This is a genomic window from Aeromonas molluscorum (assembly GCF_051376105.1).
GTDB classification, from domain to species: domain Bacteria; phylum Pseudomonadota; class Gammaproteobacteria; order Enterobacterales; family Aeromonadaceae; genus Aeromonas; species Aeromonas molluscorum.
The window spans coordinates 570,001-585,347 of record NZ_JBPQCY010000002.1 but is presented as its reverse complement, the minus strand read 5'-3'; the positions used below and the strand labels follow the sequence as shown (position 1 = coordinate 585,347).

General features: G+C 58.1%; 10 protein-coding genes, 1 tRNA gene and 2 rRNA genes (1 of these 13 running past the window's edge). 6 read left to right on the top strand and 7 right to left on the bottom strand.

Features of this window, described 5'->3' with window-relative positions:
- Window positions 1–26 precede the first annotated feature (26 nt).
- A complete protein-coding gene (locus ACSMDR_RS13315; RefSeq protein ID WP_005903894.1) occupies window positions 27–779 on the bottom strand; it encodes a potassium channel family protein in 753 nt (250 codons plus the stop codon).
- A gap of 101 nt (window positions 780–880) precedes the next feature.
- On the opposite strand from ACSMDR_RS13315, the gene ACSMDR_RS13310 reads away from it, so the two are divergent.
- The 3 genes from ACSMDR_RS13310 to glnE all read left to right on the top strand — a co-directional run bounded on the left by ACSMDR_RS13310 (window position 881) and on the right by glnE (window position 5,833).
- Window positions 881–2,131 (top strand): methyl-accepting chemotaxis protein, encoded by a 1,251-nt coding sequence (locus ACSMDR_RS13310; protein WP_005903897.1) that lies wholly within the window; start codon window positions 881–883, stop codon window positions 2,129–2,131.
- A gap of 144 nt (window positions 2,132–2,275) precedes the next feature.
- Complete coding sequence (locus tag ACSMDR_RS13305; protein ID WP_005903899.1) at window positions 2,276–2,737, top strand: GNAT family N-acetyltransferase; 462 nt, start codon at window positions 2,276–2,278, stop codon at window positions 2,735–2,737.
- Between the two features lie 267 nt (window positions 2,738–3,004).
- Window positions 3,005–5,833 carry a bifunctional [glutamate--ammonia ligase]-adenylyl-L-tyrosine phosphorylase/[glutamate--ammonia-ligase] adenylyltransferase gene (glnE, locus tag ACSMDR_RS13300; protein ID WP_436469319.1) on the top strand — a complete coding sequence of 943 codons (2,829 nt, stop codon included), beginning with the start codon at window positions 3,005–3,007 and terminating at the stop codon, window positions 5,831–5,833.
- 74 nt (window positions 5,834–5,907) lie between these two features.
- On the opposite strand, the gene ACSMDR_RS13295 is transcribed toward glnE, so the two are convergent.
- Window positions 5,908–6,243: a DsrE family protein gene (locus ACSMDR_RS13295; RefSeq protein WP_005903905.1), complete on the bottom strand. Its 336-nt coding sequence runs from the start codon at window positions 6,241–6,243 to the stop codon at window positions 5,908–5,910.
- Window positions 6,244–6,616: 373 nt separating this feature from the next.
- On the opposite strand from ACSMDR_RS13295, the gene bufA2 reads away from it, so the two are divergent.
- From bufA2 to ACSMDR_RS13280, 3 genes are all read left to right on the top strand, one after another.
- Window positions 6,617–6,883, top strand: coding sequence for a BufA2 family periplasmic bufferin-type metallophore (gene bufA2, locus ACSMDR_RS13290; protein WP_436468567.1), 267 nt, complete (start codon window positions 6,617–6,619; stop codon window positions 6,881–6,883).
- An 87-nt stretch (window positions 6,884–6,970) separates the two neighbouring features.
- A complete protein-coding gene (bufB, locus tag ACSMDR_RS13285; protein ID WP_436468566.1) occupies window positions 6,971–7,822 on the top strand; it encodes an MNIO family bufferin maturase in 852 nt (283 codons plus the stop codon).
- Window positions 7,806–8,612, top strand: a complete 807-nt coding sequence (locus ACSMDR_RS13280; protein ID WP_436468565.1) for an HvfC/BufC family peptide modification chaperone — start codon at window positions 7,806–7,808, stop codon at window positions 8,610–8,612. Before bufB ends, ACSMDR_RS13280 begins: the two co-directional genes overlap by 17 nt.
- 78 nt (window positions 8,613–8,690) lie before the next feature.
- Here ACSMDR_RS13280 and ACSMDR_RS13275 read toward each other — a convergent pair whose 3' ends face one another.
- The 5 genes from ACSMDR_RS13275 to ACSMDR_RS13255 all read right to left on the bottom strand — a co-directional run.
- Window positions 8,691–10,829 (bottom strand): AsmA family protein, encoded by a 2,139-nt coding sequence (locus ACSMDR_RS13275; protein ID WP_436468564.1) that lies wholly within the window; start codon window positions 10,827–10,829, stop codon window positions 8,691–8,693.
- Between the two features lie 168 nt (window positions 10,830–10,997).
- Window positions 10,998–11,906, bottom strand: coding sequence for a bifunctional methionine sulfoxide reductase B/A protein (locus ACSMDR_RS13270; RefSeq protein WP_436468563.1), 909 nt, complete (start codon window positions 11,904–11,906; stop codon window positions 10,998–11,000).
- A 486-nt stretch (window positions 11,907–12,392) separates the two neighbouring features.
- Window positions 12,393–12,469 (bottom strand) — tRNA-Asp (locus ACSMDR_RS13265).
- Window positions 12,470–12,566: 97 nt separating this feature from the next.
- Window positions 12,567–12,681 (bottom strand): 5S ribosomal RNA (gene rrf / locus ACSMDR_RS13260).
- A gap of 124 nt (window positions 12,682–12,805) precedes the next feature.
- A 23S ribosomal RNA gene (locus ACSMDR_RS13255) occupies window positions 12,806–15,347 on the bottom strand (it continues 348 nt past the right edge of the window).

Genomic DNA, 15,347 nt, shown 5'->3' with positions numbered 1-15,347 from the left:
CGGTACGGCGCGCCATCACGCTCGCGTCAGGGTGCGCGTTTGAGCTGACGGATTTCGTCACGCAAGCTCTGTAGCTCGGCCAGCATCTGTGTCTGCTGAGTCTGCAGTTGTTTGAAGCGCAGCTCTTCTTCTCGCTTCTCGCCATGCCCTGGTTGCAGAAAGAGACTGGCCATGAAACCACTGACGGCGGCATAGAGACCGACCCCGAACAGGATGAGCAGACTGGCGACGAAGCGCCCTTGCTCCGTCTTGGGTACCAGATCCCCGTAGCCCACGGTCGAGAGCGTCACCAGCGTCCACCAGAAGGCGTCATAGGGCGTCTCTATCTGGCTGCCGGGGTGCCCTGCCTCAATCCAGAACATGACCCCGGACCCCACCCCCAGCAGCAGGAAGAACAGCAACAAGATCCCGGAGAGGGTGGTCTCGTTACGCTCGCGGCGAAACATGGCCAGCAGATCCGGTTGGTTGCGCAGCAGCTGATAGACGCGCCACAGCTGGATAAGCCGTGCCCAGCGCAGGGACTCCACCATGGGCAGGCTACCGGGCAGATAGAACCAGTTCGCCTTCAAAAAACCCCAGCGATCCGTCGCCCGCAGCCAGCCATAGGCGAAGTGAGCGAGAAAGATGTAACAAATGAGGCTGTCGATATCGTAGAAGAGTTGCATGGTCTGCGGTGTCGCCACTCCAAACCAGCGAGCACTGACCAAGCCAACCGACACCAGAGAGAGGATTGCCATCAGCAGATCCATGGCACGCAGGGGGGATAAGTGATGTCGCATGCAAATTCCAACTTTAAACGGGAAACGAATTAATAAAACAGAAGATAATGCCGATAGCCCTGATGAGAAAGGAAAATCCCCCCATTTAAAGGAGAGATGCTATGCAGTTTAACCCGCTTGAGCAGCGGCTAAGTGATATACGCCTGGTGCCCAAGGTGATCTTGCTGATGGTATTTAGCACCCTGCTGCTGCTGGCCAAGCTCTGGTTCGATGCCAGTAATCTGGAGCACACTCTGCTCAGCGAAGGCATAGACGCCGCCAAGGCCAATGACATCGCCTCTCGCCTGATCTGGACCGGGCTGCTGGAAACCGCCCTGATGGGGATGGTGTTTGTGGTACTGCTGATGGCGGGTTCCCGCCTCATGGTCAAACAGGTACGCTATCTGGTCAGCTTGCTGGAGCGTTTCTCCCAAAAAGATCTCAGTCACCGGGTCGAACTGGCATCCAAAGATGAATTCGGCGACATCGCCAAGGCGGTGGCCCACTCCCAGAACGAACTCAAGAAGGTGTTCGGCAGCCAGCGTCTGGCCTGCAAGGAGCTTAACGACATCGCCTCCCAGGTCACCCTTTGCATGGAAGAGGCCAACGAGGCGATCAACGAGGAGTTCGTCCAGATAGAGCAGCTCGCCAGCGCCATGACCCAGATGGTCGGCGCCATCGGCGAGGTGGCCCATCATGCCGAGCAGGCGTCCCACTCCACCAGCGAGACCAGCCGCCTGGCCCAGGAGGGCAGCCGCTGCGTTGCCGATACCGTCAGCACCATACACACCTTGTCTGGCAATATTCAGCAATCCTCCAATGTCGTCCATGACGTGGAGCAGGGGGTAGAACGCATCGGCTCCGTGGTCGATACCATTCGCAGCATTTCGGAGCAGACCAATCTGCTGGCCCTCAATGCGGCCATCGAGGCGGCCCGTGCCGGTGAGGCCGGACGCGGCTTTGCCGTGGTCGCCGATGAGGTGCGCGGCCTCGCCAACAGGGCCCAGTCCGCCACCGTGGAGATCCAGAAGATGATTGAGCAGTTGCAGGGCAGTGCCCGCACCGCCGCAGGTCTGATGGAGCAGAGCGTGGCTCAGGCAGATCGCGGGGTAGCGCAAGTTACCCAAGCCGGTGAGCAGCTGACGACCATAGTGGCGCGAGTGCAGGGGGTGGCCGACATGAACCGCCAGATAGCCACCGCCTCCGAGGAGCAGAGCGCGGTCGCCCAGGAGATGAGCGGCAACCTGGAACAGGTCAAGCAGATAGTCGAGGGATCCGTGGTAGTGCTGCGGGAGCTGCAAGATGCCTCAATGCTGGTCGAATCCCACAGCCAGACCCTGAATCGTCACATCCAGGCCTTCAAGCTGGACTAGCCGTGATAAGCGCGCGAGCGCAGGGAGCAAGGTGCTCATCGAGGCTTGACGTCCCCTGGCGTTATCGTCACCTTATGAAAAGAGGAGCCTGCGGGTTCCTCTTTTCATTTCAGCCCCCCCCCCAGACCGAGGCAAGGAGCCTATATGCATGACCATATCAACGGTGATACCGGCTTGGAAATCAGCGATGACAAGGGGCGACTCGACGTGCCGCTCATCCATCAGTTTCTGTCACAAGAGGCCTACTGGTGCCTCGGCATACCGCTGTCAACCGTGCAGCGCTCCATCAACCACTCACTCTGCGTCGGTGGCTACCTGGCCGGTCAACAGGTCGCCTTCGCGCGCGTCATCACGGATCACGCCACCTTCGGTTACCTCTCCGACGTCTTCGTACTGCCCGCCCACCGTGGCCAGGGACACGGCAAGGCGCTGATCCAGGCCATTCTGGCCCACCCGGCCCTTCAGGGGTTGCGCCGCATCAGCCTGGCCACCTCGGATGCCCATGCTCTCTACAGCGGTTTCGGCTTCCAGGCCCCTGCCCGCCCGGCGACGCTGATGGAGCGCTATCAACCGGATATCTACCAGAGAGACCACGACATAGCCTGAGCAACGCCGCACAGACTGGCTCCCGCTGACGCTCGGCGAGGTGCCTTGCCACTATGATGTCCCCCTCGCCAGCGAGTACATCTGACCCGGCTCACGCTTCTACCCGTCCCGGCCCCTTGCCTCTATGAGCCTGGGGCCGGGCAATGTTAGATTGATGGCCATGCGGTGCCAAATACCGGTACCGGATGCGGTCAGTCATCCACTGCCGCCGCATCTGCCTTTAACCAAGACGTAAGGAAGAGAACCTTGGTGCTCCCCGCTGCCCTCATGATCCAGGCCGATCGCCACTGGCAACGCCTGCTCGTTCAAGCCCCCCAGTACGCCGAGCTGGCCGATGCCAGTCGCGCTGAGCTGCTGACCCTGTTTGGCCTCTCAGATTTTGCCGCCGAAGCCCTGATCCAGGAGCCGACCCTGCTGGCCGAGCTGCTCGTCTCAACGGATCTTCACAATGATGAACGCTGGCATGCCTACGAGCCGGATCTCGCGGCCCTGCTCGCCAACCAGGTGGACGAGGAGGCGCTAAAGCGTACCCTGCGCCGTTTTCGCCGCAGCCGCATGCTGGTCATCGCCTGGCGTGAACTACTCGGCCGCGCCCAGGTGGAAGAGAGCTTCGTTCACCTGACCAAGTTGGCGGATGCCCTCATCTGCGGCGCCCGCGACTGGCTGTACAGCAAACAGTGCGACGAACTGGGCACCCCCATGGATGGTGACGGCAATCCCCAGCCGCTGTTGATCCTCGGCATGGGCAAGCTGGGGGGCGGCGAGCTCAACTTCTCCTCCGACATCGACCTCATTTTCACTTTTCCTGAAAATGGTTATACGGTCGGCGGGCGACGCGAGCTGGCCAACCAACAGTTCTTCATCAAGCTGGGCCAGCGTCTGATCAATGCCCTGCATCAGACCACCGTCGATGGCCAGGTATTTAGAGTCGACATGCGGCTGCGTCCCTTCGGCGAGGCGGGGCCGCTCGCCATCTCCTTTGCCGCCATGGAGGATTACTACCAGCACCATGGCCGCAACTGGGAGCGTTACGCCATGGTCAAGGCCAGGGTGCTGGGTCAGGAGTGCCCGCAGAGCCAGGAGCTCAGCGAATTGCTGCGCCCCTTCGTGTTCCGCCGTTATATCGATTTTGGTGTCATTGATGGCCTGCGCCAGATGAAGGCCATGATAGCCGCAGAGGTACGTCGCAAGGGGCTCAAGGAGAACATCAAACTGGGTGCCGGTGGCATCCGCGAGGTGGAGTTCATTGCCCAGGCACTGCAGCTCATTCGTGGCGGACGAGAGCCCCTGCTGCGAGTGCGCCACCTGCCCGAGGCCCTGAGTGCCATCGCCCGAAGCGGCGCCCTCACCCCGGAGCGTTGCGATTGCCTGCTCCAGGCCTACCGTTTCCTGCGCCGGGTCGAAAACCTGTTGCAGGAGATTGGCGATCAGCAGACCCAGACCCTGCCCACCGAGGAGCGTGACAGATTGCGACTCATCACGGCGCTCGGCTTCACGGATTGGGAGGCCTTCATGGCCCATCTCGATCAGGAGATGGCCGCCGTCCATGGGGAGTTCGTCGCCGTCGTCGGCGAGGAGAAAGAGGCCCCGGATCACCTGGAACAAGCCTGGCTCGATCTGTGGCGCACGGATCTGGATGCCACCGAAGTCGGCACCCTGCTTACCGAACAAGGGGTCAGCGATCCCGCGCCGCTGGCCGGGGCAGTGCTGCGCTTCAAGGAGGAGTACAAGCGCCGCCAGATTGGCCCCCAGGGCCGCATCGCGCTGGATTGGCTGATGCCAGAATTGCTGCGCCTGGTCGTGGCGAACGACACCCCCGCTCGCCTGTTCGAGCGGGTTTGCACCCTGCTTACCCGCATCTTCACCCGCAGCGCCTACCTGCAACTGCTGGCGGAGAATCCGGCGGCCCTGCGCCAACTGGTGCGACTGTGCGATGCCAGCCACTTGGTGAGCGAACAGCTGGCCCGCTACCCCATCTTGCTCGATGAACTGCTCGATCCCCAGCACCTCTATCACCCGACACCGCTGGATCAATACAAACCCCAGCTGCGCCAGTTCCTGCTGCGCATCCCGGAAGAGGACGTAGAGCAGCAGATGGAGGCCCTGCGTCAGTTCAAGCAGGTGCAGCTGCTGCGGATCGTCGCCGCTGACATCGCCGGCGCCCTGCCGCTGATGAAGGTGAGCGATCACCTTACCTGGCTGGCCGAAGCCCTGGTGGAAGAAGTGGTCAATCAGGCCTGGAGCCAGATCAGCGAACGTTACGGTGTCCCACCCGAGGTGGCCGAGAGCGGTCGGCGCAGCTTTGCCGTGGTCGCCTATGGCAAGCTAGGGGGCATAGAGCTAGGTTACGGCTCGGATCTGGATCTGGTGTTCCTGCACGGGGGGGATCCCAACCACTACACCAATGGACCCAAGTCCATCGACAGCCGCCAGTTCTACCTACGCCTGGCCCAGCGGGTACTGCACCTGTTCAGTACCCGTACCCCCTCCGGCATTCTCTACGAGATAGATATGCGACTGCGTCCCTCGGGAGACTCCGGGCTGCTGGTCTCCTCCCTCACCGCCTATCAACAGTATCAAGAGAACGAGGCCTGGACCTGGGAACATCAGGCCCTGGTACGGGCCAGACCCATTTATGGTGATGACGATATCGTCGCCGATTTTTCGCGTATCAGACGTGAACTGTTGGCAAAAAAACGTGATCTTGGGGTACTGGCCAAAGAGGTACGCGAGATGCGCACCAAGATGCGCGGTCATCTGCTCAAGGCGGCAGAAGGGGAGTTCGACCTCAAGCAATCCCCGGGCGGCATGGTGGATATCGAGTTTCTTGCCCAGTATCTGGTGCTGGCCCACGCCCATAGCGAGCCCCGCTCCCTGACCCGCTGGTCGGATAACGTGCGCATCTTCGATGAGTGCGTGATGGCCGGTGTCCTCAGCCTGGAGCAGGCCGAAGGGTTGAAACATGCTTATCTGGAGATCCGCAACCTGGGACACCGCCTCAATCTCTCCGAGATCAGCCGCAAGGTAAAAGACGATCAACTGCTGGCCGAGCGCCAGCTGGTTAGTCAAGTGTGGCAACAGCAGCTCGGCGACTAAGCCAAGACTCCGACCTATGAATAAGGAGAGCAAGGACGTGCTTTTGCTCTCCTTATCAACACTCTGGCTTCAGGTCAGGACTTGATATATGCAAAGCCCTGCTGCTGCAATTCGATCAGGGTCAAGACGCCGGTAGAAACGACCTCAACCCCATCCAGCAGCCGTTCGGGCGCGATCTGCTGACCTCGCAGGGAGTTGGCGCAGACGAGCAGCCTGACGTCCTGTTGCCGCAAAGCGGCCCACTCAGGCTCGCTCTCGCCCCCTTCCAGCAAACTGGTGACTGCAATGCCATTGACCAGCAACACCAACTCTCCTGGCTCGCCAGCCATAGCAGTCACTAAGTTACTGATATTATTGAATGCAGCCCGACTGCGATCCCGCTCGGACAGGTGAAAGACCACTCGAATCATCTGATATCTCCTTGTCAGTAGCCCCATGATGACAGTCGCCGCCCGACAAGGCGAGCCTCACAACTCCCTGTCAGGAAAAGGGACCTTATCCAACTGATCGGATCTGCCCGCCAGCCCAGCCACTACAAGGCTTGCACACTTTTCAGGCAGAAAAATGGATTTTATATGAACGTAAACGCCCTTCTCCTCGGTCTTCTAAAACGAGGTCGATGCAACAGTGCCATTATGATCCGACTCATTTGTCAGCGTCGTAATGGTCTCTGAGCATTTTGCTCCCCAGGCAGGTGGTGGGGGAGTCGGTCCTCACCAAGATGAAGTCACATGGACGCTCGGCCAACGCTGGTAGAGTGACAATCCGCCAAGGAGAAAGAACATGCACGCAACCCGTAAAACCATGAACCGTCTGGCCGGTGCCGCCCTCGCGATGGCTGCCGTCTCCCTCTCTGGTGCCGCCCTGGCAGCCAACACCGGACAACATGGTGAGAATCAGGTCCAATGTTGGGGGGTAAACAGCTGCAAGGGTCATAATGACTGCAAGACAGCCCGCAACGCTTGCAAGGGGCAGGGCGCCTGCAAGGGCCAAGGCTTCCTCAGCATGACCCGCGAAGAGTGTACGGCCCAGGGTGGTAAAGTCCGCTAGTCGGGCATCAGCCTAGTAGCAGGGCCGGTCACCCCATGGGGCAACCGGCCTGTTTTTATGGCAAGTATGGATAGATCAGGAGCTCAGATGCCCCCTTTTCCCTGGCTCGGCTTTGGCTTAGGACTCAGGCCTCCCCACTTTCAGGATGTGCTGGATGGGACGCCCGGCGCCGACTGGTTCGAGATCCTCTCGGAGAACTTCATGGTGGCAGGGGGCAAACCCCGTTATTACCTGGAGCAGGTCCGGGCAGATTACCCCATCGTCATGCACGGGGTATCGATGAACATAGGCTCGGCGGATCCCCTCGACATGGATTACCTCAGCCGCTTGAGGGAGTTGATGCGCAGCATTGAGCCCGCCTGGCTGTCGGATCACCTCTGCTGGACCGGTGTCTCTGGCCACAACAGCCATGACCTGCTGCCGCTGCCCTTGACCGATGCGGTGCTCACCCATCTGTGCGAGCGTATCGATCGGGTGCAGAATTATCTCGGCCGCCCCCTGGTACTGGAGAATGCCTCCACTTATCTCGAATTTGCCGGTGCCGACTATCGCGAGCATGATTTTCTCAACCGGCTCAGCCGCCGGAGTGGCTGCCGCCTGCTGCTCGATATCAACAACATCTATGTAAGCAGCCGCAATCACGGTTTCGATGCCAACGCCTACCTCGACGCCATCGACAGGGATGCCGTGGTGCAGTTCCATCTCGCGGGCCATAGCGACTATGGGGACTATGTCATTGATACCCATGACCACCCCATCGTCGATCCTGTCTGGGACCTGTTTGAGCGGGCAGTGCGCCGCTTCGGGCCGATCAGTACCATGATAGAGCGCGACGACCATATCCCCCCCTTCCCTGAACTAGTCAACGAACTGGATCAGGCAAGGCGCATTGCCGCACCGCACTGGACTCTGGAGACGCAAAATGTCAGCGCCGGTTGAGCTTCAAGCCCTGCAACAAGCCTTTATGACGGGTTTACAGCAGCAGACTGCAACGCCCCCCATGCCCCTCGTTGTTGGACCGCTGCCCGCCGAGCTGCGCTGGTACATCTATGTCAACGCCTACCAGAGCCGGCTGCTGGAGTGCCTGCAACAGGACTTCGAGCAGACCTGGGCCTATGTGGGTGATGAGATGTTTGCCTCCCTCTGCCTCGCGTATCTGCAGCAGCACCCACCCCACAGCTGGACCCTGCGCGACCTGGGGGCACAGTTTCCCCTCCATCTGGAACAGGCCCTGGCCGAACATCCTCAGGTGAGCGAGTTGGCCGAGTTCGAATGGCGACTGCGCGGCGCCTTCGATGCCGCCGATGCCGAGCCACTGACCCTCGGCGAGATCCAGTGCCTGGACCCTGAGTCCTGGCCGGATCTGCGCTTCCTGGTGACGCCCTCGACTGACTTGCATCACCAACACTTCAACTCCCTGGAAGTGTGGAAGGCACTCAAGGCCGAGCAGGCTCCGCCCCCGCCCCAACGCAGCGAATTTGCCATCCCCTGCCTCATCTGGCGCGATGCCGAACGGCGCACCCGTTATCGCAGCCTGGAAGCAGATGAAGCTGTCCTGATCGATGCCTTGCTCCATCAGGAGGCGTTCGCAACGCTCTGCGTGTTGCTCAATGCCCGCCTGCCCGGTGACAACGCCGCCTTCCAGGCTGGCCAGTATCTGCAACAGTGGCTCACGGATGGGCTGCTCGGCGGTTACCGGCTGGAGCAAGACGCACCACGGCTCGATTGACACTGCCCGGTTCAGCCACACAAACAAAACAGCCCCACCGATCTCTCGGCAGGGCTGTTTGCTTGACGGGGTCCCCGGCTATTTGAACAATCCCTTGAGCAGCTGGTCGGCCACCCCCTTGATTTGCTCATCCTCAGCCTTGTCCCCAAGCAGTTTCTTGAGGCCGCGCTCGGCCTCCTTGCGCGCCTTCTCCTCCAGCAGCTTGTTATCTGCGAGCAGCGCCTTGATGTCCAGCTTGTAGCTGGGTTCACGCCAATGCCCCCCTACTTGGACCGGGATGGTAATCCCCTTGAGCTCGGCCAGATCCTTGCCGCCCTGCCCCTTGCTGGTCTCCACCACTGTCGTTGCCATCAGGAAGTCCAGGGTCTCGGGCAGCAGCTCCGTTTTTCCCTTGCCCTCGACCCGCAGCGCCGGAGCCAACAGCAGAATATCGTCACTGCTCGCCACGCCTTTGGCTATCTTGAAGCTCGCCGTCAGGGCACTGAAATCTGTCTTGCGTGCCTCCTTGACCTCCCTGGCTTTCTCTCCCTTGAGCGTCGCCTTGGCCTCGCGCAGCATCTGCGGCAGGTTGATACCATTCAGGGCTCCGTCTTCCACCTCAAGCCCTACGGTGCCACTCAGTTGGCTACGCAGCGCCTGAGAGGAGAGACCCAGGCCACTGAGTTCAATATCGGCATTGCCTCTGCCCGCTAGCAGTTCGGTCTTGGCCAGGCTATGCAACAAAGGTTGCAAATCAACACCTCTGATCTGCTTGTGGACCTTGAAGCTGACCGGTTGCTGACGCGCATCGATCACCCCCTTCCCCTGAGCCGAGCCGCCAAACAGCTTGGCACTAAAATGTTCAAGATTGACCAGTCCCTTGTTGGCAGCCAGATCGAGCTCAACCTGCTGAGCGGTAACACCATTGGCGATCAAGGTCTCCAGTTGAAGGCGACCGGCCAGATCCAACCCTTTCAGCCAGCTCAGATCCGGCTCAGTCGTAATAGTTGATGGCTCAACAGGAGCGTTCGTCGATTTGGAGAGAGGGGCGTTCTGGTTGCCCGGCTCGGGGTTAGCGGTAATCCCCTTGCCCATTTTTTGACGCCAAGCATCCAGATCCAGCCGCTCGGCCGCAAGATTGAAACGAATGGCAGGCACGGCCGTCATCGCCATGCTGGCATCGCCATTTAGCTGCAGATCGTCTGCGCCAAACTGTAACTTGGGCAGAGTCAGCTTTTTGTTCGCCATGGCCCATTGCCCCTCACCCGCCAAGGCCACCTTGACCCCAGACTCAGGCAGTTGCGGACCACTCAGGGAGCCATCAAGGATCAAGTCACTAAAATCGACCTGGGTCCGAGCACCATTGAGCCGCCCTTTGAGCTTGCTCTTCAGGTCGAACTTCAGCTCTCCCTGCTCTCCTTGCGCACTCAAGTCAAGCTGGCTCCATTGATCCAGCATCAGACGATCCACACCCAGCTGGAAATGCTCAACCCGAATATCAGCCTGCTGCAATGAGCCTTCGACAGCGAGCCCCTGCAACTCGCTCGTCGCGAGATCCCTGCCGAGTTTCAGCTCGCTTGCTCCCTTGGCCGCGACGTTGAGCCCCGCTTGCTCGCCCTCCAGGGCGAAGCTGATGGGTACCCAGCTATCGCGTTTGAGCTCGCCCAGGACGAGGTCGAGACGTGCCAACTGGAAACGAGAGCCGTTGCGATCATCCAGCACCAGGGCACTGGCCTGGTTAAGGGAGATGCTTTCTATGTCCAACTGCCACTTCACCTTGTTGGGATCGGCCTGATCCCCCCGTGTCACAGGCTTGGCACTGGGCTCAGTGGCAACGCTCTCATCAGCCTTCTTCAGGCCACTTAAGTTGGAGCTGCCATCGGCCTTGGTCTGGATAAAAAGGTGAGCCCCGTCCAGCGCCACCTCGCCAATCTGTAACTGATGGGAGAGCAGAGGCAGCACGGCGACCGAAGCCTGGCCACGTTCAAAGCGTACCAGGTCCGGCTCGGCAAACCCGCTCGGATTGCGCAGCGCCACCTGCTCGAGGGAGAGTCCAAGACGCGGCCAGAAGGTCCATGCGATGGGGCCTGATACCACCAGGTCCAGCCCCGTGCTCTTCTTCACCTGCTCTATCAGCAAGGGCTTGAAATCATTGGGATCGCTCAGGGTTACCAGAGCCGCGCCCCCGACAAGCAAGGCCGCGCCCAGCCCCAGCACCCCATAGATGATTTTCTTCATGAGTGACTCTCTCTCAAAAAACTAATGCCTCGACTATACCATGGTCCATCAGTCAGAGGCTGTGCTAGCCCCCAGTCACGGCCAGGAGGCGACAGCTTCTGAACCCCGATAAGGCAAAGACCGGCACATTGGCCGGTCTTTGCGGTTAACACAGTTCGTGCAATGCCTTCACCCCTTGAGGTGTTCGGCAAACAGCTGCCTGAATTTCTCCAGTTTGGGACGGATCACTATCTGGCAATAAGGCTGCTCACCATGCTGGGCATAGTAGTCCTTGTGGTCCGCCTCTGCAGGATAGAAACCATCATAGCCGGTCAACTCTGTCACCAGCGGGCTGGTGAAAACCCTGGCTTCATCCAACGCCGTGATCATGGCCCCGGCTACCTGTACTTGCTCATCATCATGCGCGAAGATCACCGAACGATATTGAGGGCCTACATCATGACCCTGACGATTGAGGGTGGTGGGGTCATGGCTGGCAAAGAAGGCTTCCAACAGGGTCGAAAAGTCAATGATGGCGGGATCGAATTCAATCTGGACCACCTCAGCATGGCCGGTTTGACCCGAGCAGACCCGGTTGTAATCGGCATCTTTGGCCTCTCCACCTGCATAACCCGAACTGACCTTGGCGATGCCTTTCAGGCTGCTGAACACTGCCTCGACACACCAGAAGCAGCCGCCACCCAGGGTTGCCAATGCCATCTTGGGCGCCTGAGGATCCTCCTCGTCCCGAGCCTCAAAATCGAGCGAGACGGAGTTGACGCAGTGGCGCAGATTCTTGTCCGTCAAATACTCCCCCTCAAACACATGACCAAGGTGCCCCTCACATTGGGCGCACACTATTTCAACCCTATGACCGTCAGCATCGGGAATTCTCTTCACCGCACCAGGGATCTCATCGTCGAAGGCTGGCCAGCCGCAGTGGGCATTGAATTTGTGTTCTGAGGTATAGAGAGGTGCACCACACTTCTTGCACAGATAGCGCCCAGGGGCATCGTGACGGTAATACTCTCCACTGAAAGGGCGTTCAGTCCCTTTCTGCTCGATCACATATTTTTCGAACTCTGTCAGAGCAGCCATGATGGACCTCCTTTATTTCATGTGAGTAGTAGACCGGACGGTTGCTTATTCTATTTCAAGTCCAGGCGACGCGGGATATAAGCTTGGACATCCACATGAGCAACTTCTGAGAAAATTTTTACTATCAAGTGGATAGCCACCATAACTAACCATTCTCTCCCCGTAGCGCTTGCCTTAACCATACTGGAATGACTTTATCATTAACCGAAATACTCAGCCAAAAGGGCTTGCCGGAGTGCAACCCATGATGAAGTCGAACGCATTTTCGTCAAGTGATGGATGACCAAGCCCAGTGCATCGACTCGCGAGGTTGAAATGGTGATGAAACGAGCTGGTGATAGGGTTGTTTGACTCACAGAAAGGAAAGAGAAAGGGACTGACTGGCTTATCGCAGAGTATGTAGAACTGCCCTGATACTGCCCATCGTGGCTTATGAGCGCAAAAAGCAAAAAGGCCTTCCCGAATGGGAAGGCCTTCTCTATTTAGTGGCGGAGCGGACGGGACTCGAACCCGCGACCCCCGGCGTGACAGGCCGGTATTCTAACCAACTGAACTACCGCTCCGCAATTTGGCTAGCGCTATGCTAAATCTTCTGCCGTTTCATCGAGGTGTCATCCTCTCGGCCAATGATGTGAACGACACATCATTGTCTAATTAGGAGCCTGGCAGTGTCCTACTCTCGCATGGCGAATGCCACACTACCATCGGCGCTACCGCGTTTCACTTCTGAGTTCGGCATGGGATCAGGTGGGTCCACGGCGCTATGGCCGCCAGGCAAAAACTTCAATCTCGGAAAGCTGACGTGAATAACGACTTCGCTAGTTGCTTGTCACTATCACTGAATTTGTAAGTAGTTCATGCACTTGCTACAAGCACCAGAAACACTTCTTGGGTGTTGTATGGTTAAGCCTCACGGGTAATTAGTATGGGTTAGCTCAACACGTCGCCGCGCTTACACACCCCACCTATCAACGTTGTGGTCTCCAACGGCCCTTTAGGACCCTCAAGGGGTCAGGGATGACTCATCTCAGGGCTCGCTTCCCGCTTAGATGCTTTCAGCGGTTATCGATTCCGAACTTAGCTACCGGGCAGTGCCACTGGCGTGACAACCCGAACACCAGAGGTTCGTTCACTCCGGTCCTCTCGTACTAGGAGCAACTCCCTTCAATCATCCAACGCCCACGGCAGATAGGGACCGAACTGTCTCACGACGTTCTGAACCCAGCTCGCGTACCACTTTAAATGGCGAACAGCCATACCCTTGGGACCGACTTCAGCCCCAGGATGTGATGAGCCGACATCGAGGTGCCAAACACCGCCGTCGATATGAACTCTTGGGCGGTATCAGCCTGTTATCCCCGGAGTACCTTTTATCCGTTGAGCGATGGCCCTTCCATTCAGAACCACCGGATCACTATGACCTACTTTCGTACCTGCTCGACCTGTCCGTCTCGCAGTTAAGCTGGCTTATGCCATTGCACTAACCTCCTGATGTCCGACCAGGATTAGCCAACCTTCGTGCTCCTCCGTTACTCTTTGGGAGGAGACCGCCCCAGTCAAACTACCCACCAGGCACTGTCCGCGAGCCCGATTCAGGGCCCTGCGTTAGAACATCAAACATACAAGGGTGGTATTTCAAGGACGGCTCCACGACAACTGGCGTCATCGCTTCAAAGCCTCCCACCTATCCTACACATGTAGGTTCAATGTTCAGTGCCAAGCTGTAGTAAAGGTTCACGGGGTCTTTCCGTCTAGCCGCGGGTACACCGCATCTTCACGGCGAATTCGATTTCACTGAGTCTCGGGTGGAGACAGCATGGCCATGGTTACACCATTCGTGCAGGTCGGAACTTACCCGACAAGGAATTTCGCTACCTTAGGACCGTTATAGTTACGGCCGCCGTTTACCGGGGCTTCGATCAAGAGCTTCGCTTGCGCTAACCCCATCAATTAACCTTCCGGCACCGGGCAGGTGTCACACCCTATACGTCCACTTTCGTGTTTGCAGAGTGCTGTGTTTTTGATAAACAGTCCCAGCCATCTGGTCACTGCGACTCCCAACTGCTCCATCCGCAAGGGATTTCACTGTCAAGAGCGAACCTTCTCCCGAAGTTACGGTTCTATTTTGCCTAGTTCCTTCACCCGAGTTCTCTCAAGCGCCTTGGTATTCTCTACCCGACCACCTGTGTCGGTTTGGGGTACGATGACTTGTAATCTGAAGCTTAGAGGCTTTTCCTGGAAGCATGGCATCAATGGCTTCACCACCGTAGTGGCTTCGTCTCGTGTCTCAGTGTTGTGTCTCCGGATTTGCCTAGAAACACCACCTACGCACTTTCACCAGGACAACCGTCGCCTGGCCCACCTAGCCTTCTCCGTCCCCCCATCGCAATTACAAGTCGTGCAGGAATATTAACCTGCTTCCCATCGATTACGCCTTTCGGCCTCACCTTAGGGGTCGACTCACCCTGCCCCGATTAACGTTGGACAGGAACCCTTGGTCTTCCGGCGAGGAGGCTTTTCACCCCCTTTATCGTTACTTACGTCAGCATTCGCACTTCTGATATCTCCAGCATACCTCTCGATACACCTTCGCAGACTTACAGAACGCTCCCCTACCACTCACACATAAGTGTGAATCCGCGGCTTCGGTGCCTGGTTTGAGCCCCGTTACATCTTCCGCGCAGGCCGACTCGACTAGTGAGCTATTACGCTTTCTTTAAATGATGGCTGCTTCTAAGCCAACATCCTAGCTGTCTGAGCCTTCCCACATCGTTTCCCACTTAACCAGAACTTTGGGACCTTAGCCGGCGGTCTGGGTTGTTTCCCTCTTCACGACGGACGTTAGCACCCGCCGTGTGTCTCCCGGATATTACTTACTGGTATTCGGAGTTTGCATGGAGTTGGTAAGTCGGGATGACCCCCTAGTCCAAACAGTGCTCTACCCCCAGTAGTATTCGTCCGAGGCGCTACCTAAATAGCTTTCGGGGAGAACCAGCTATCTCCGAGTTTGATTGGCCTTTCACCCCCAGCCACAGGTCATCCCCTAACTTTGCAACGTTAGTGGGTTCGGTCCTCCAGTTGATGTTACTCAACCTTCAACCTGCCCATGGCTAGATCACCCGGTTTCGGGTCTACACCTTGCAACTAGACGCCCAGTTAAGACTCGGTTTCCCTACGGCTCCCCTATACGGTTAACCTCGCTACAAAATGTAAGTCGCTGACCCATTATACAAAAGGTACGCAGTCACCCCGAAGGGCTCCCACTGCTTGTACGTACACGGTTTCAGGTTCTATTTCACTCCCCTCACAGGGGTTCTTTTCGCCTTTCCCTCACGGTACTGGTTCACTATCGGTCAGTCAGGAGTATTTAGCCTTGGAGGATGGTCCCCCCATATTCAGACAGGATGTCACGTGTCCCGCCCTACTCGATTTCACAACAAG